This window comes from Pseudomonas canadensis, from assembly GCF_030980095.1.
Taxonomy (GTDB): domain Bacteria; phylum Pseudomonadota; class Gammaproteobacteria; order Pseudomonadales; family Pseudomonadaceae; genus Aquipseudomonas; species Aquipseudomonas canadensis.
Genome location: NZ_CP133298.1, coordinates 4,290,659 through 4,306,263 on the forward strand (window position 1 = coordinate 4,290,659; position 15,605 = coordinate 4,306,263).

18 protein-coding genes and 2 pseudogenes are annotated in these 15,605 nt (G+C 56.8%); 7 read left to right on the plus strand and 13 right to left on the minus strand.

All coding sequences use genetic code 11. From position 1 onward, the window contains the following. Positions 1-23: 23 nt before the first annotated feature. Entirely contained in the window at positions 24-185 is a 162-nt protein-coding gene (locus RB216_RS19880; protein ID WP_068932091.1) for a DUF2986 domain-containing protein, read from the plus strand. A 1-nt stretch (position 186) separates the two neighbouring features. On the opposite strand, the gene RB216_RS19885 is transcribed toward RB216_RS19880, so the two are convergent. The 6 genes from RB216_RS19885 to RB216_RS19910 form a co-directional block, all read right to left on the minus strand. After that, a complete protein-coding gene (locus RB216_RS19885) occupies positions 187-1,398 on the minus strand; it encodes a YeeE/YedE family protein (RefSeq protein WP_308907782.1) in 1,212 nt (403 codons plus the stop codon). A gap of 240 nt (positions 1,399-1,638) precedes the next feature. After that, positions 1,639-2,436 carry a DNA/RNA non-specific endonuclease gene (locus RB216_RS19890; RefSeq protein WP_308907783.1) on the minus strand — a complete coding sequence of 266 codons (798 nt, stop codon included), beginning with the start codon at positions 2,434-2,436 and terminating at the stop codon, positions 1,639-1,641. Positions 2,437-2,569: 133 nt separating this feature from the next. After that, positions 2,570-3,589: a sensor histidine kinase gene (locus RB216_RS19895; protein WP_068932093.1), complete on the minus strand. Its 1,020-nt coding sequence runs from the start codon at positions 3,587-3,589 to the stop codon at positions 2,570-2,572. Positions 3,590-3,597: 8 nt separating this feature from the next. Continuing rightward, a complete protein-coding gene (locus RB216_RS19900) occupies positions 3,598-5,058 on the minus strand; it encodes an ATPase domain-containing protein (protein WP_028617207.1) in 1,461 nt (486 codons plus the stop codon). Continuing rightward, positions 5,055-5,489: a hypothetical protein gene (locus tag RB216_RS19905; protein ID WP_122687114.1), complete on the minus strand. Its 435-nt coding sequence runs from the start codon at positions 5,487-5,489 to the stop codon at positions 5,055-5,057. The genes RB216_RS19900 and RB216_RS19905 overlap by 4 nt, the downstream gene beginning before the upstream one ends. 61 nt (positions 5,490-5,550) lie before the next feature. Continuing rightward, a complete protein-coding gene (locus RB216_RS19910; RefSeq protein WP_308907784.1) occupies positions 5,551-6,762 on the minus strand; it encodes an MFS transporter in 1,212 nt (403 codons plus the stop codon). Between the two features lie 121 nt (positions 6,763-6,883). On the opposite strand from RB216_RS19910, the gene RB216_RS19915 reads away from it, so the two are divergent. Further along, entirely contained in the window at positions 6,884-7,588 is a 705-nt protein-coding gene (locus RB216_RS19915) for a TetR/AcrR family transcriptional regulator (protein ID WP_236318877.1), read from the plus strand. Here RB216_RS19915 and RB216_RS19920 read toward each other — a convergent pair. Continuing rightward, positions 7,491-8,414 carry a LysR family transcriptional regulator gene (locus RB216_RS19920; RefSeq protein ID WP_236318878.1) on the minus strand — a complete coding sequence of 308 codons (924 nt, stop codon included), beginning with the start codon at positions 8,412-8,414 and terminating at the stop codon, positions 7,491-7,493. The two genes, RB216_RS19915 and RB216_RS19920, sit on opposite strands and share 98 nt — an antisense overlap. A 145-nt stretch (positions 8,415-8,559) precedes the next feature. Continuing rightward, positions 8,560-9,018 (minus strand): Hsp20 family protein, encoded by a 459-nt coding sequence (locus RB216_RS19925; RefSeq protein WP_028617212.1) that lies wholly within the window; start codon positions 9,016-9,018, stop codon positions 8,560-8,562. A gap of 446 nt (positions 9,019-9,464) precedes the next feature. Between RB216_RS19925 and RB216_RS19930 the strand changes: the two genes are divergently transcribed. The 3 genes from RB216_RS19930 to RB216_RS19940 all read left to right on the plus strand — a co-directional run bounded on the left by RB216_RS19930 (position 9,465) and on the right by RB216_RS19940 (position 12,116). Then, positions 9,465-10,448 carry a DUF1852 domain-containing protein gene (locus RB216_RS19930; RefSeq protein ID WP_308907785.1) on the plus strand — a complete coding sequence of 328 codons (984 nt, stop codon included), beginning with the start codon at positions 9,465-9,467 and terminating at the stop codon, positions 10,446-10,448. 26 nt (positions 10,449-10,474) lie between these two features. Continuing rightward, complete coding sequence (locus RB216_RS19935; RefSeq protein ID WP_068932097.1) at positions 10,475-11,503, plus strand: methionine synthase; 1,029 nt, start codon at positions 10,475-10,477, stop codon at positions 11,501-11,503. Positions 11,504-11,603: 100 nt separating this feature from the next. After that, positions 11,604-12,116: a flavin reductase family protein gene (locus RB216_RS19940; RefSeq protein ID WP_308907786.1), complete on the plus strand. Its 513-nt coding sequence runs from the start codon at positions 11,604-11,606 to the stop codon at positions 12,114-12,116. A 269-nt stretch (positions 12,117-12,385) separates the two neighbouring features. On the opposite strand, the gene RB216_RS19945 is transcribed toward RB216_RS19940, so the two are convergent. The 4 genes and pseudogenes from RB216_RS19945 to RB216_RS29890 all read right to left on the minus strand — a co-directional run. Further along, positions 12,386-12,793: a HEAT repeat domain-containing protein gene (locus RB216_RS19945; protein ID WP_308907787.1), complete on the minus strand. Its 408-nt coding sequence runs from the start codon at positions 12,791-12,793 to the stop codon at positions 12,386-12,388. 21 nt (positions 12,794-12,814) lie between these two features. Then, entirely contained in the window at positions 12,815-13,105 is a 291-nt protein-coding gene (locus tag RB216_RS30010) for an immunity protein CdiI family protein (protein ID WP_500809289.1), read from the minus strand. A 224-nt stretch (positions 13,106-13,329) separates the two neighbouring features. After that, positions 13,330-13,671, minus strand: coding sequence for an Imm2 family immunity protein (gene imm2 / locus RB216_RS19950; RefSeq protein ID WP_204941201.1), 342 nt, complete (start codon positions 13,669-13,671; stop codon positions 13,330-13,332). 11 nt (positions 13,672-13,682) lie between these two features. Further along, positions 13,683-13,832, minus strand: a pseudogene (locus RB216_RS29890) (deaminase domain-containing protein); the annotation flags it as partial. Between the two features lie 53 nt (positions 13,833-13,885). On the opposite strand from RB216_RS29890, the pseudogene RB216_RS19955 reads away from it, so the two are divergent. Continuing rightward, positions 13,886-14,019, plus strand: a pseudogene (locus RB216_RS19955) (tyrosine-type recombinase/integrase); the annotation flags it as partial. 205 nt (positions 14,020-14,224) lie between these two features. Continuing rightward, positions 14,225-14,746, plus strand: coding sequence for a hypothetical protein (locus tag RB216_RS19960; protein ID WP_068932100.1), 522 nt, complete (start codon positions 14,225-14,227; stop codon positions 14,744-14,746). Positions 14,747-14,832: 86 nt separating this feature from the next. Here the strand turns inward: RB216_RS19960 and RB216_RS19965 are convergent, their stop codons facing one another. Then, positions 14,833-15,507: a hypothetical protein gene (locus RB216_RS19965; RefSeq protein WP_032864257.1), complete on the minus strand. Its 675-nt coding sequence runs from the start codon at positions 15,505-15,507 to the stop codon at positions 14,833-14,835. Positions 15,508-15,605 lie beyond the last annotated feature (98 nt).

Consider the following 15,605-nt stretch of genomic DNA (forward strand, 5'->3'; position numbering starts at 1 on the left):
CTGAATAACCCGGGTAGAACCACATGAACCGCCAGAAAAAACTCCAGCAGCTCTTCAAGGAAAAAGCCAGGAAGGCCAACGCGAAATTGGCGCCGAAGAAAAAGGATAAATACATCAGCAAGGCGGACCGCGAAAAGCTGGCGGCTGAAGCGGCTCAGGCGCCAGACAGTGCCCCGGAAAGCTGATTCAGCAACCGCTCAATGCCACCTGCGGCCGCTCACCCGCAAAGAAAAACGGTCGCAGACGCACACCCACGCTGTTGCCAATGAACGCCGCCACCAGCCATACCCAGCCATGCAGGCTGCCCGAGGCGATGCCGCTGAAGTACGCGCCGATGTTACAGCCGTACGCCAGGCGCGAACCGTAGCCGAGCAGCAGGCCGCCGATCACCGCAGCCACCAGTGAGCGCGCCGGAATCTTCAGGCTGGGGGCGAAACGCCCGGCCAGGCCGGCGGCCAACAACGCGCCGAGGACGATGCCGATATCCATCACGCTGGTGATGTCTTCCCACACCGGTGCAGCCAGGGCCTTGGCGTTGCCCGGCATCTGCCAGAACGCCCAGCTGGCTACGTCCACACCCAAGCCACTGGCGACCTTGGCGCCCCACAGCGCAAACGCCGAGGTAATGCCCCATGGTCGACCCGCCAATGCGAGGGTGGCGTAGTTGAGCAAAGCCAGGCCGATGGCGCCCCACACCAATGGCCACGGTCCGCGCAGGAAGCGGCGCAGGCCTTGGTGCTCGCTTTTCACGCCCTCCTCCAATTGACCATGACGGCGCTTTTCCAGGCGCACGGTCACCCGCGCAATGATCGCGAACACCGCCAGGCTCAGGCCCATCGCCGGCACCACGCCAAAGCTCTTGACGATGGACACCGCCGGGAAGGCCGGCAGCGCAAACCACCAGTCCACGTGGTGCGTGGCGATCAGCGAACCACAGATAAAGAAGAACAACGTCACCAGCATGCGCGCATTGCCGCCGCCCACAGTGAACAGCGTGCCCGACGCACACCCGCCGCCCAACTGCATGCCGATGCCAAAGATGAACGCCCCAAACACCACCGACACCCCGGCCGGCGCCACCAGCCCGACCACCGGCTGCCCGAACAAACTGCCCGCCCCCAACGCCGGGAAGAACAACAGCACCGCGATCGCCAGCATCACCATCTGCGCACGCAAACCGGCGCCACGGCGATCATTGATGAACACGCGCCAGGCCGAGGTAAACCCAAAGGCGGCGTGGTAGAGGGTCAAGCCCAGTGCCGCGCCAACCACCAGTAACAGCACCTGGTGCGAGCCGACGCTGTTTTGCAGGAACAAGGCGCCCAGCACCAGGAGGATAAAGGCCACCAACGGCGCAACGGGCTTGCGCGCGGGAGCGAGAGGAACGGAGGTGCTCATGGGGTATCTCGGTAGGTTTGAATGGGCGCGAGTATAAACCCCAACCCAAGACATTGTGGTGAGCGGGCTTGTTGTGGTGAGCGGGCTTGCCCCGCGCTGGGCTGCGAAGCGGCCCCATTAAAAACACCGAGCACCGTCAGTTAAACCGAGTCGCCAGAATTTAGGGCCGCTTCGCAGCCCAGCGCGGGGCAAGCCCGCTCACCACAAAAAATCTATATGCCATTGGAAAAAGAGGCTTGGTCAACCCCGCCCCACCGACCCCGACACCGGAAGATCCCCTAACAACCTGAGCCCGGTGCTCTTCACAAACGTCTCGTAATCCATCGGTTTTTGAATGCGCGTCTCGGCATTGGGCAGCACATACGCCCAGGCACGTTTGCTGGAGGCGTCGTACACCAGCTTGAACAGGCGCGTCGGCACCCAGACCTTGTTGTCCCCGATGGTGCCGTAGCCAGCATCGAACAACGGGCCGGTGAACACATACACATCGCCGCCAGCACGCTTGGCGAACTTGCGCACGTCGGCCTCGACCTTGCTCCAGATCTTGCGGTTGTTGGTCGGGTCTTGCGGCACCATGTTCGACAGCGCGAACGACTGGGCCATGGCGTGGGCGTCAGGCGCATCAGCGGCCGGAGCCTGGTGGCCGCGGTCCACCGCCGGATGCTGGCTGCGGTAGTCACTCAACTCCGCGCGCCCCGCCTTGGGAATGCGTGGGTCGGGGTAGAACTGGTTGGTGCGTTCCTCGCCTTTGGCGTCTTTCAACTGCGCGGCGTTCAGACGTTCGACCACCACCAGCGGCGTCTTGCTGGTTTGCGAGTACAGCACCGCAAAGGTGTCGGAGCACAGCGCCAGAGGCTTCATCGATGCCGGGACGGTGGCGGTTTTGATCGGCGTGGTGGCGGGGAAAAGTTGCGCGCAACCTTCAAACGAACTGCGTTGCTGCGCGGGGGAATAGGGATTGGCCAGGCTGCGAGCGTCGACAGCGGCGCAAAGCAAAACAAGGGCCGACAGCCCGACTGCAATGTTGCGTAGGTACATGCGTTAGATCTTATGGTGAGGGTGAAACGGACGACAGGCTCCGAGGCGCTGAGCCGACAGACGCGCGACCTCAGGCGATCGGGCGGAGCTTATGGACCCTCATAAGCCAATTTGGTGCCGCGCGCTCGCCCCGTTATGCCAATAGCGGCAGCATCACCACAAACTCGCTGCCCTTGCCGTGGCCCTCACTCACGCCCGTCACCGTGCCGCCGTGGGCTTCCACCAGTTCGCGCACGACGGTCAAGCCAATACCCAGGCCAGCACTGTTGAAACCGATAGCGTGTGCGTCTTGCACGTAAGGATCAAAAATGAACGGCAAAGCCTTGGCGGTCACACCGATGCCGTTGTCACAAATGCTGATCCTCACCTGCTCGGCCTCGACGGTGACAACCATCGAGATTTTGCCACCCGCTTGGGTGTACTTGGCTGCGTTACCCAGCAAGTTGTGCAGTATCTGCGCAAGCCTCACCGGGTCGCCGTTCATCAGCAGGCTAGCGTCGGGAAGCGCCACATCAAATTGCTGGTTACGCGCGATCATCACTGGACTACAGGTATCGACAGCAGCATTGAGGATGCGCAGCATGTCCACCTCACGGCAGTGGATGCGCAGCTTGCCGGTGCTGGCGCGCGACACATCCAGCAGGTCGTCGACCAGCTGGGATATATGCTGAACCTGGCCTTCGATCAACTCACGCATGCGCGGCAGTTGGTCGCTGGGCAACCTGACCATGCGCTCGGCGATCATGCTGATGGGTGTCAGCGGGTTGCGCAGTTCATGGGCCACCATCGCCAGGATACTTTTCTGCTGGCCCAGCGCACGTTCGGCGGTGCCCTGAAGGTCCTGAGCGCTGAGCGCGGCGATTACCAACTGCGCATTCGCTTCGCGCAGTTCCTGGAACAGCTGCTGCTCTTCGGCCTGAGGCGCCGCAGTCGCATCGGATTGCGCAAGGAGTATTGCCAGCACCAACTGCTGATTGGCTTCGACCAATTGTTCGACGTGCTGAGCGTCCTCCAGACGATTGTTCGCGTCGCTCAACTGGTCCTGCAGCGCAGCCAACACGGCGCGGGCTTTAACGGTTTTGCGACCGAGCAGGAAGAGTTCGTGGGCCGCATTGGCGACCCTGCGCTCGTCTTCTCCGGCGCCGTTATTCATACGTCAGCTCAAACATTGTCACTCCCTGTGCGCCGGGTAGTCGGGCGACCACCCAGCAGCCCCTCCTGATCAGGCAGCATCTCGCCGATCTGCAGGCCATCGTCATTGATGTGGTATTGGCGCAACTCATCGCAGTGAGCACTGGCGCGCACCTTGACCACGGCCATGATGCGCAACAATCGGCTGCGTACTTCGATGTAGCGCTGCACGATGATCGCATCGGTCAGGAACGCCGTGCCGTAGGGACTGAAGCGCAGGTCGGTGTAGCGGTCTTCCAGTTCCGAGGTCATCAACACGCTGACGCCGGCGCGGGTCAACGCGGTGACCATGCGTGACAACGACTCACGGAAGTCCGCGCGGAACGTCGGCGCGAGGGCCAGCTCAAAGCCCGACAGCGAATCGATGACCACCCGCGTGGCACTCAAGCGGGTGATTTCGCTGAGGAGCAAGTGAACAATTTCGTCAATCGACAGGTCAGGCGCCCGACTGTCTACCAAACCGACCTTCCCGCTTGCGATCAAATCGGCCAGCACCGCGTTTTGCGAGTGGTTGGGGCGTTGCTCAAACACCGCGATAACCCCGGTTTCGCCACTGCGCGCGCCCTCGGCCAGGAAAGTCGCCGCCAAAACGCTTTTACCCGACCCCGAAGGCCCTGCAACCAGCAGTGAATAACCCCGTGGCAATCCGCCGCCGAGCATCTCGTCAAGGCGCGGCACGCCCATTTTCAGGCGTTGCACAGGCAGTGTCATCGGTTTATCGACCGGGTTCAGCGCGGCCGGCGCAAAAACCTTGATGCCGGAACTGGCGATACGGAAGGTGTGCAGCCCCGGCAAAGTCGGTTGGCCGCGCATTTTCATGATTTCCAGCTTGCGCACCATCGAATTGCGTTCAACGCTCTGGCGCATCCAGATCAGCCCATCGGCCACGGTGAAAATCGGGTTGGTGTCGGTCTCGGTGAAATACTCGCCAATCAGGAATGTGGTCGCCTGCCAGGTGGTCATCAACATGCCCAGTTGTTGAACGAACTGCGGCAGGTTGTTATTGGGATTGTGCTGGGTCTGGCTGGCCATCACCACCGAGCGGAAGGAGTCGACAAACACCAGCGACGGCGAGTGCGCCTCCACTTCGCTGACAATGCGCCGCAGCACTTCATCCAAGTCTCCGGCCAGGGTGTCGTCGGCCAAGTTGATGTAGCGGATCGACTGGTTGATCGCTTCGTCGTCGAAAAAGTCGAACTGCTGCTGATAACGCAGCATCTTCAGCGGCGGCTCGCCCAGCACCGTGAAAAACAGCGCGGGACGTTCGGGTGTCGCCAGGGCAAACATCATCTGATGCGCCAGGGTGGTCTTGCCACAGCCGGGCGGGCCGGCGATCAGGTTGAACGAAAACTCCGGCAAACCTCCGCCCAGCACCTCGTCCAGACCTGGCACGCCGGTAGCCAGGCGGTTGATAGTTACTTTGGTGCTCATGGCGAATTTTCCTGCGAAGGGGTGTCGCTCAAAGAAGGTGCCCACACGTCGCGCAATAAACGGGCGGTCAGCGAGGGTCCGATCAGCGTGGTGAGCAAGGTGTAGAAGGTGGTCAGCAGCACCTCACCGAAAAACAGCGCATCGGCTTCACTTTGCTCGAGCAATACGGCCTTGAGGCCGTCACGGTCGGGCGTTGCCTGCAAATGCTCGTAAGTACCGGCCAAGCGGGCATGGGACGAGGCACTGAGGTGCAGGCTGCGGCGCAACAGTGCGACACAGCCTTGCTGCCCGATGATGGGCGTGAGTGCTGCGTCCATGTCCTGCAATATCGAAATGATCGCGTCGGCGATGCCTGCAATATCAGCGGTGGGACCAACACGGTGCGCCAGAGAAGCTACGATCTGGCGGCTCTCTTCGCTTAGCGTGGACATGAAGGGCTAATATCCGATGAATTGAGACCCAGCCTACACCTTATGGCGCCCAACCGAGGGTTTAATGTGCCACGACTGCCGCACCCGCCCGTTGCCCGGGCTTGAAGCCATGCTCGCGCGCCGCCCACGCGATCACCAGCGCCACTCCGATCAACACCAGCATTGCCCACGGAAACGACGCCACGCCCCAGGTGTCCAGCAACACCCCGCCGACCACACCGCTGCCGGCAATCGCGCTGTTCCACGCCACCACATTCAGCGACAGGGCCACGTCCGCGCCGTCCCCCGCTGCATCGGCCAAGGCGGTCTGCAGCAAAGTCGCGGCGCCGCCGAAACTCAGGCCCCACACCGCCACGCCGACATAGATCACCTCAGGTACATTCCCCAGGAAGCCGAACACCAGGCTTATCGCCGCAAAGGTCACCAAACTCACCAGCACGGTTTTACGCAGCAGCGGCTCGACCAATTTGGCCGTAAGCCAGATCCCTGCCAACGCGGCGACCCCGAACGCCAACAGCACCAAGTCAACTCGGTCGGTCAAACCGGCAGGCAGCACGAACGGCGCAATGTAGGTGTAGAGCATGTTGTGCGCCAGCATCCAACTGATCACCACCGCCAGCACCGGCCGTACGCCCGGTGTGGTCAACACCTTGCCCAAGGACAGGCGTTGATGTGCGGGTGGAGGCGCGTAGTCCGGGACTTTCACCAACACCCACGCAATCAGCACTAGGCTCACCGCCGACATCAAGCCAAAGGTCGTGCGCCAGCCCACCAGCCCACCCAGCCACGTACCCAACGGCACACCCAACGACAGAGCAATCGGCGTACCGACCATCGCCAGTGCCAGTGCCCTGCCCTGTTGGTGCGGCGCAACCATGCGCCGGGCGTAACCGGCCAGCAGGCTCCAGGCCAGCCCCGCCGCCACACCGGCAAAGAACCGCGCCACCAGGGTCACGCCGTAGTGAGACGACAACGCGGTGATGGAGTTGAACAGCAAAAAGCCGACGATGGTCAGCAACAACACATTGCGCCGCCGCCAGCCACGGGTGGCGATGGTCATGGGAATCACCGCCAGCACCGAGCCCAAGGCATAGGCCGTGACCATCTGCCCGGCCATCGACGGCGAAATCGCCAGCCCCTCGCTGATCAACGGCAACAGGCCCGCCGGTAGCGTTTCGGTGACGATGCAGATGAAGCCGGTCATGGCCAGGGCAAGCAAAGCACCGATGGGCAAACGGTCGGATGACGCCGGTAACGTAAGTGAGGGGGTCACGGGAAACTCCTTGAGCGGGACTTAGATACTGATCGATATAAATGTTGCAGGCGAGCATAGCGCGTTGTCAACGACTTATGTATCGACTAGTATTTATCTCGCTATCCACCGGAGACCAGACATGGCACAGATGGGCCGCCCCCGCACTTTCGACCGCGAACACGCCGTAGACCAGGCGTTGCACCTGTTCTGGCAGCACGGCTACGACGCCACCTCCCTCGCCCAGCTCAAGGCCGGCTTGGGTGGCGGTATTTCCGCGCCGAGTTTTTATGCGGCGTTCGGCTCCAAAGAGGCGTTGTTCGATGAATGCGTGCAGCGTTATCTGGCAACCTACGCCCAGGTCACCGAGTGCCTGTGGGACGAAAGCCTGTTACCGCGCAAGGCGGTTGAAACAGCGCTGCGCCAGTCGGCGCGCATGCAGTGCGAAGACGGCCACCCCAAGGGCTGCATGGTAGCGCTGGGGGTGATGAGCGCACCGAGCCCGGAGAATGCGCGGGTGGCGGGTGGGTTGACGCAGTCGCGACGACGCACCAGTGCGGGGATTGTGGCGTGTGTGGAGCGGGCGATGCGCCTGGGGCAGTTGCCGCAAACGCTCAACCCGACCGTGATGGCGACGGTGTTTGACAGCTTCCTGCAGGGCATTTCGATCCTGGCGCGGGACAATGTGCCCCATGCAACCATCGACGCAGCGATCAGCCAACTGCTGTTGACCTGGGATATCGCCGCCTCTACGGCGCCGCCCATTCGTCCCGACACTGCATCAGGAAATCCACAAACGCCCGTACCCGATGCGGCACATAGCGCCCATGGGGATACAACAAGGTAAACGGCCGCGAGCGCCCGCCAAACGGTTGCAACACCTCCACCAGGCTGCCAGTGGCCACTTCCTGCTCGACAATGAACTTGTAGGTCTGGAACAACCCCGCGCCATGCTTGGCCAGGGTCACGCCGCCAAGTACATCGTCGGAGCAACTGTACCCCGCCTCCCCCGCATATTCCTGAGGCTTGCCATCCACCTGGAATAACCATGGGATGCGCCGGCCACTGCTCGGCAGTTCGTACTGGATGCATTCATGGGCAGGCAAATCTTCCAACGTCTGTGGGATGCCGGCGCGCTTCAGGTAGGACGGTGACGCCACTACCACCAATTCGCCGTCTTCCAACAGGCGGGCAATCAGCGACGAGTCCGGCTGGGCGCGCACGCGAATGGCCAGGTCATACCCTTCGGCGACAAAGTCGATATTGCGGTTACTGATGTGGATATCCACCGTGACTTGTGGGTACAGAGCACGAAACTTCGGCAGCAGCGGCAACAAGCGGTGATGGGCATAGGTGGTAGGAATGCTGATGCGCAGCAGCCCCGACGGCACGGCCTGTGCGCCCATCACTTCCTGTTGGGCTTCCACCAGTTGGGTCAGGGCCTGGCGGCATTGCTCGAAGAACGTCCGGCCGCTGTCGGTGAGACGGATGCTGCGGGTGGTGCGCACAAACAGGCGTGAACCCAGGCGCTCTTCCAGGCGCGAGATGCTGCGGCTCACGGCAGCCGGGGTGACACCCGCCACCTGCGCGGCGGCGGTGAAGCTGCTGGCTTCGGCGGCGAGGCAAAACAACTCGATACTGCCGAGCTGCAAATCTTCGAAATGGCGTTTCATGATCGCTCCCTGGAACAACAGCCGCGAGAAATTGCAGCACGCCTGTACCAGTTGCGCCACCTCTTGATTCAACCCGTATTGCCTGCGCGTTAGCGAGGGTCTTACGAATAAAGGCGCTCCTTAGAGCGCCTTTATTCATTTCAACTCACTGCTCGCCAATGGATTTCACATCAGCCTTGGCAGCGCCACCAATCGCAATGCGTTTAGGCTTGGCTTCCTCCGGTACTACCCTGAGCAAGTCGATGCTCAGTAAACCATTGGAAAGCTGCGCGCCTTGCACCTCGATGTGGTCGACCAGGCGGAACGACAGACGGAACGCGCGCTGGGCGATGCCTTGGTGCAGGTAGGTGATGCCCTCGTTGTGTTCACGTTTGCCGCCGGCGACCGTCAACACGCCCTTTTCCACCTGGATTTCCAGGTCATCTTCCACCAGGCCTGCGGCTGCGATGACGATTCGGTAGTGGTCATCGCCATGCTTTTCGACGTTGTGGGGTGGATAGGTGGTACCGGCCTCGCTGCGAAGCGCCGATTCGAAAAGGTCGTTGAAACGGTCAAAGCCGACAGAATGGCGGAACAGTGGGGCCAACGAAAGAGTAGTAGCCATTGCAAAATCTCCTGAGGTTTCTCCAAGTGATTTGGTACGCGACCCGGATTCGGCATTGCGTAAAACCTAAATAGGTTCAGGCGATAAATTTTCAAGCGGCACCCACAAAAAAATTTTATCCGGTGCACGGGGGCCTGAGGAAATGCGGTAGCTGCGGGCCCACGCCACCGACGATGCCCCGCTTGAACGGCAACTGGCGCGTCGGGCCGTCGGCCAGGGTGGCGAACTCGGCATAGATCTGGTTAAAGCCTGCATCGCTGCAGGCTTTTCTTTGTCCGCTGACCCGTCATGAGAAGGGCTAACGATTCAGTGAAATCAATTCATTTTCACTCAAGCAATCGCCCAGCCTAGAATGTTTGTTAATTAAAGACACTGTAAAGACCTCTGAGTGAAAACCAGATGAGACGTTCTTTCAGGTTTATCTCAGACATCAGGGTGCCAGGGTAATGAGCAAAGCATTCACGTTCAGCATTAAGCGAATTCGTTTCGACGAAAACTATCAACCGTCCGAAAACACGCGCATCACGACCAACTTCGCCAATTTGGCGAGAGGCAAAAGTCGTCAAGAGAACCTGCGCAATACGTTGAGGATGATTGACAACCGCTTTAATACCCTGGCGCATTGGGACAACCCCAAAGGTGATCGTTACACCGTCGAACTTGAAATCATTTCCGTTGAGATGGCTATCGATGCGGACAGCAGTACCAACGCCATCCCCCTGATTGAAATATTGAAATCGAACATTATTGATCACACGACCAACGAGCGTATTGAAGGCATTGTAGGCAATAACTTCTCCTCTTACGTGCGTGATTATGACTTTAGTGTGGTGTTGTTGGGGCACAACAAAGATCAGCCACAATTCAGCACGCCGGAGAACTTTGGCGAGCTGCACGGAAAGCTATTCAAATGCTTCGTCAACTCAGACGCCTACAAGGAAAACTTCAATAAACCGCCGGTTATCTGCCTGAGCGTTTCAAACACCAAAACCTACCACCGGACCGAGAACCAACATCCTGTCTTGGGCATTGAATACCAGCAGGATGAATACTCGTTAACGGATGAATATTTCAAGAAGATGGGGTTGAAGGTTCGCTACTTCATGCCATCCAACAGCGTTGCGCCATTGGCATTTTATTTTTCCGGCGATTTGCTCAGTGATTACACACCTCTTGAGCTGATCAGTACCATTAGCACCATGGACACGTTCCAAAAGATCTACCGGCCTGAAATCTACAACGCCAATTCGGCAGCCGGACAATCCTACCAACCCAGTTTGAAGCATCAGGACTATTCATTAACCCTGATTGTTTATGACCGCGAAGAACGTAGCCGGCTGGCTATCGAGCAAGGAAAGTTTGTCGAAGAGAACTTCATCAAACCCTACCACGCTGTTCTTGAGCAGTGGTCCGCTCATTGCGCGCTTTGACTTATCAGAATACAAGGTCACCCATCGTGAAAAAATTACTACCCACTTCAACTGCTGGCAGCCTGCCTAAACCCGTTTGGCTTGCCCAACCTGAAACGCTTTGGTCACCCTGGAAACTGCAAGACGAGGCACTGGTTGAAGGCAAACACGATGCTTTGCGTTTGTCGTTGCAAGAACAACAACACGCCGGCATTGACATCGTCAGCGATGGCGAACAAACACGCCAACACTTCGTCACGACCTTCATTGAACACCTGGACGGCGTTGACTTTGAGAAACGTGAAACCGTCCGGATTCGTGATCGCTATGATGCAAGCGTCCCCACGGTCGTGGGCGCAGTGTCTCGCCAAAAGCCTGTGTTTGTTGAGGACGCAAAGTTCTTGCGCCAACAAACCAGGCAGCCGATAAAGTGGGCGCTGCCAGGGCCCATGACGATGATCGACACGCTGTATGACAACCACTATAAAAGTCGCGAAAAGCTGGCGTGGGAATTTGCCAAGATTCTCAATCAGGAAGCCAGGGAACTGGAGGCGGCGGGTGTCGACATTATCCAGTTTGACGAGCCGGCCTTTAATGTTTTCTTTGACGAGGTGAATGATTGGGGCGTGGCCACCCTGGAAAGGGCCATTGAAGGCCTCAAATGTGAAACGGCTGTGCATATTTGTTATGGCTATGGCATCAAGGCCAATACCGATTGGAAAAAGACGCTGGGCTCAGAGTGGCGACAGTACGAAGAAGCCTTTCCAAAGCTGCAAAAATCCAGCATCGATATCATCTCGCTGGAATGTCACAACTCGCATGTCCCCATGGATCTGATCGAACTTATTCGCGGCAAAAAAGTGATGGTAGGGGCCATTGATGTGGCCAACCACACCATTGAAACGCCCGAGGAAGTCGCCAACACCCTCCGCAAAGCGCTGCAATTTGTGGACGCCGACAAGCTCTACCCTTGCACCAACTGTGGCATGGCCCCGCTGCCTCGCCAGGTAGCCAGAGGCAAGCTGAATGCCCTGAGTGCAGGTGCGGAAATCGTTCGAAGAGAGCTCTCGAACTAGTGCCGGGCGAAGGCCAGAAAGAGCGCATGGCAGATTTTAAAATGCCACGCCACTTCGGGCCTTCGCGCTTTCATACAGCACCCACTATTCAGGATTCACTATGTCACTCTCCAATACCGCTATCGAGCCATTGTGCTTTCGCGAAGCGCTCGGGCACTACGCATCCGGTATCACAGTGATTACATCCCATGTGGATGATGAGCCGATTGGCTTTACTTGCCAGTCATTCTATAGCGTGTCGATGAGCCCGCCGCTGGTGTCATTCAGCGTCATGTCCAACTCGGCCAGCTATCTCAAGATTCGCCAGGCAGGTCGATTCGCGGTGAATATCCTGTCAGTTGAGCAGGTCAGGATTTCCAACCAGTTCGCCCGTCGAGGCACGGATAAATGGCACGGCATAGAATGGCAGGAATCGCCGCTGGGTAATCCGGTCATTGCCGGCAGCCTGCATTGGCTGGATTGTGAAATCCACGCCGAGCACGTCGCGGGTGATCACCTGATCGTGATTGGTGAAGTGAAAGCGCTGGATTTATCCAAAGAAGCTGTTGCGACGCGGCCATTGCTGTATTTCAAAGGGCAATATTGCAACATAGGTGTGCATGGCATCGTTTGAGGGTTTATTTGTACGGCTCTTTTTTATGTCGCTATCTGCCTCCACGACCTGGACTCGAATCGACCCAATGATTAACAGTCACTTGCTAGCTGTTAGGCGCACTGGGGCCACGACGAAATGTGGCGCAGAAAATAGGTTAGCTGCATAGCGTGGGTCGCATGAATGCGTCACGCCAGGAAAGTTAGTCGGGTTGGGGTGGCTTGTCAAAGCGGCGCAAAGCAATGACCTGTAGGAAAAGGAGGCGCCCTCTGTCAGCTACCGAGCAATCTTCATGCCTCACTTAACTTCCTGACCAACGTAGCCGCCATTAGCTTCAACGTTCTGCTCTCTGCCTCAAATCCCTCATCTAGAGCGCGTATGACCTGCGCCCTGTCATGAAGGTAGCCAGCCAAAAAAACTGACTCAATTGATTCAATTGCATGAATGACAACCGACTCCTCTCTAGCTTTTAGAAGCGTTAGCAAAACACGCAACGCCCGCTCATCATTCGAGTCACCGAGAGACTCCGCGCACCGACCTCGCCAGACTTCAGACTTCGCCAGAAGAGTAGATTCAAGTTTGTTCCAACTTGAATTATCAAGCTGAGAGATATTGGAGATCGCAATATCAACCCCCACATCCGACCAGTAATCTTCTGACCCTATCGATTCCAGCAAAAAATCATATTCTTCAAACATACTTCCCCCATCAGAACTTCGTCAGACCCGAGAAGCAACGGGGACGGACCTATTCAAATTCCGACCTAAAAGTCTCCATAAAAAATCTAAAGGACAATACTCAACGTTATAGCTACTCCCTAACTCAGCCTGCATCTCTTGGGCCAATCCGCGCCCATCATTTACATGGCGAACCTTCTCCTGCGGAAAGCAAAATCCGGAGTCACGAGGATATTCGTCATTGAAAGTGCTTTGATACTCATCATCCCACAGCTTGACTTTATCGCTCAGAGTTCGCGAAATAGGTAAGTCTCCGATGTCAATGTGCCCCATTTAATCTGAATCAGGAAAAATATCGGCCCTGCCAGATATTCATTCGCCAATCTTAAGTTAATCATTCTAAAACCCTCCATGTACTTGCCTAATTCGCGCGCACCACAAGGCCATTAGTGCTGACTCCGACAGCGATATTTTGCTCAATCCCATTATGACTGATGCGATACACATTTGCTGAGCCTGCGGTTTCCTACGACCTAAAAACCACCTTTATACAGAGCTTAACAAACCCCTAATACTTGAAGATCATCTATAAAATCTGCGGCTTCTTCCGGCGGCAACTCTTTCAACACAGAGGAAAGGCCAATCTGCTCGATCAGCTTTAAGGCAGCATCCATATGATATTTCTTGACACTCTCGGAAGATCGACCCGCTGAAAGAACAAGGGCTAAAATTTCAAGCATCAATTTCTCAACTGGCAGGTCGAAGGAATTTTCGAGTTCGCTATAGGCAAAGCCTACCTCGCTTTCACCTTCGACCCAAGCGCTTCGATGCCTAAGCTTTACTCTGCAGTAGCTGTAGTAACTGCCCAAAAACCAAGCCCTAATTTCAGCGTAAGTCACTCTTTCCTCCATCACGGAGTATTCCTTGGTGGACGCAACATGACGCCCTGATTATCGAAAATATTCACAGTGACATTAGGATACTTCGCCCTGAACTGCTCCGCTACATTTAGACAGTTTGCACAGGCTGCTTTCTCTGTCAGGATACTTACGGTTCCGCTGGCTGAGGTGTGGTGGTTTCAGGACTCAAAAAACCTTTGACCTTGATCCCATTACCGTCAACAGAGCGCTTCGAACAATGGGATACGACACCCGGCCCAATATTTGCGGGCATGGATTCCGGAAAATGGCTGGCCGCGCGCTAGTCGAATCTGGCAGTGGTCAGTCACTGCGATTGAGCGGCACCTCGTCCGTTGGCTTCCCGTTAAGCAAGAGGTTCCCTGAGTTGTCGATGATAATGCAGTCGATTTTTCAGTTAACATTAGCCAGCGACTAGATTAAATACCGTTAATCCAAGTCAAAAATGTCATTGAAAGCTAGCAATAACAACTTTTCAGCATTGCGCAGCCCCCTGAATTTTAGCGGGTGAGCCCGATATTATTAGGAAGTAATTGTGTACGGAAATCACAGATTTGTCTGGTGTACTCTGCTAGCAGGAGCCGTGGCGCTCAGCGGTTGTAATTCGATATTGTTGGGAAAACAATACGACTTCCCACCTTCGGGTGCTCCCTCTGCAACGATTCGCCTTGAAAATAAACGTGGAACCTCGCTGGAGGCCGTGAACCTCAACGAAAAAGGTTGCTACGCGGGTCACACACCGCTGCCCTATTCCGGAGACTCTATCGAAACGCCGATTGCCGTGGGCAAAAAGCTGGTATTGACTTACGAAAGGGTAATCGGTGGCAAGCAGTGTCAAATACACTTTTCTTTCACACCTCAGGACGGTGCTACATACAACTTGAAGACAGGTTATTGGAGTGAGGCCAAGACAGGCATTCTTCCCATGTTTAACTATGACCAGAGTTACTGCGGAATTGGTGTAATCAAAAAAGTCGGGGATCTGGAGAGCGTCGAACCCATTCAACAGCTGCGGATCAAGCCCACAGGTCTTGCCTGCCTAATGTTTGTGAAATAGACGGTATAACAACAAAAAAGGGGACAGATTTATTTTCCATTCAGCCTAGTAAATGAATAACAAATAAATCTGTCCCTTTCTCGTATTCAACCTTTCAGCGCTGGCAAAGACAGCACGTCATCGTAATTTGGCCAGTCTTCTCTGGCACGGTTGAGTACACCTTGCATCAACTCGTCCAACTCAGGCACTGGCTGCTCGGGCGGCAATTGATCAAAGGGCGCGGCCAGCAGCGGATGATCAATCTTCTGCGGATTGGCTAAACCTTCCCACTGGCGCAGGCGCAGGATATAGAGAATTTCCACCGGCACGCGCTCCAAGTGCCAGTCCTGATTGAAGTCGTAGGAATTCTTCTGGCTCTCTTTGCCGGTTTGCCAAGTGTGGCGGTCACACGCGGCCAACAGGCAGGGCATCAGGTCGTCAGGGCTGGGAGTGCGCCACTTGGCCAACAAGGCTTCGTAGATGGGTTCGTCGTAAGCATAAGCAGGCCATTGATGCGAGACATCGCCCACCCAATCGGCAAACACACGCAGCATAAAGGCTTGGGCGCGGCGGTGTTGCTCCTCGTACTCAATCACTAATTGATGCCCACGGTTGAGAGCCGCATGGGTGAGATAGCCCTGATGGATGACTGCATCCTTCCAGCCTAACATCGCCATAGCGGCCATCATATTAGTGGCGGTTTGGATGCTGTAGTTCTGGCGCCGTCGATCATTGCCTGCCGCTTTGGCAATAATGTCGAACTGGCCCGCCCAGAAGAACAACTGCCAAATGCCTACTTGGTAATAGCGCAGCCAATGGGCCAATTCCAGAAGCCATTGCGGATTATCTGGTGCGGTTGCCAATGCCTTGTGGGCTCGTG

Excerpts from the sequence above, each read along its gene's own strand:
- RB216_RS19890 (WP_308907783.1), bottom strand. The coding sequence starts at position 2,436 with ATGTACCTACGCAACATTGCAGTCGGGCTGTCGGCCCTTGTTTTGCTT.
- RB216_RS19920 (WP_236318878.1), bottom strand. The coding sequence starts at position 8,414 with ATGAAACGCCATTTCGAAGATTTGCAGCTCGGCAGTATCGAGTTGTTT.
- RB216_RS19940 (WP_308907786.1), top strand. The coding sequence starts at position 11,604 with ATGTCACTCTCCAATACCGCTATCGAGCCATTGTGCTTTCGCGAAGCG.
- RB216_RS19900 (WP_028617207.1), bottom strand. The coding sequence starts at position 5,058 with ATGAGCACCAAAGTAACTATCAACCGCCTGGCTACCGGCGTGCCAGGT.
- RB216_RS19930 (WP_308907785.1), top strand. The coding sequence starts at position 9,465 with ATGAGCAAAGCATTCACGTTCAGCATTAAGCGAATTCGTTTCGACGAA.
- RB216_RS19885 (WP_308907782.1), bottom strand. The coding sequence starts at position 1,398 with ATGAGCACCTCCGTTCCTCTCGCTCCCGCGCGCAAGCCCGTTGCGCCG.
- RB216_RS19880 (WP_068932091.1), top strand. The coding sequence starts at position 24 with ATGAACCGCCAGAAAAAACTCCAGCAGCTCTTCAAGGAAAAAGCCAGG.
- RB216_RS30010 (WP_500809289.1), bottom strand. The coding sequence starts at position 13,105 with ATGGGGCACATTGACATCGGAGACTTACCTATTTCGCGAACTCTGAGC.
- RB216_RS19895 (WP_068932093.1), bottom strand. The coding sequence starts at position 3,589 with ATGAATAACGGCGCCGGAGAAGACGAGCGCAGGGTCGCCAATGCGGCC.
- RB216_RS19945 (WP_308907787.1), bottom strand. The coding sequence starts at position 12,793 with ATGTTTGAAGAATATGATTTTTTGCTGGAATCGATAGGGTCAGAAGAT.
- RB216_RS19915 (WP_236318877.1), top strand. The coding sequence starts at position 6,884 with ATGGCACAGATGGGCCGCCCCCGCACTTTCGACCGCGAACACGCCGTA.
- RB216_RS19925 (WP_028617212.1), bottom strand. The coding sequence starts at position 9,018 with ATGGCTACTACTCTTTCGTTGGCCCCACTGTTCCGCCATTCTGTCGGC.
- RB216_RS19905 (WP_122687114.1), bottom strand. The coding sequence starts at position 5,489 with ATGTCCACGCTAAGCGAAGAGAGCCGCCAGATCGTAGCTTCTCTGGCG.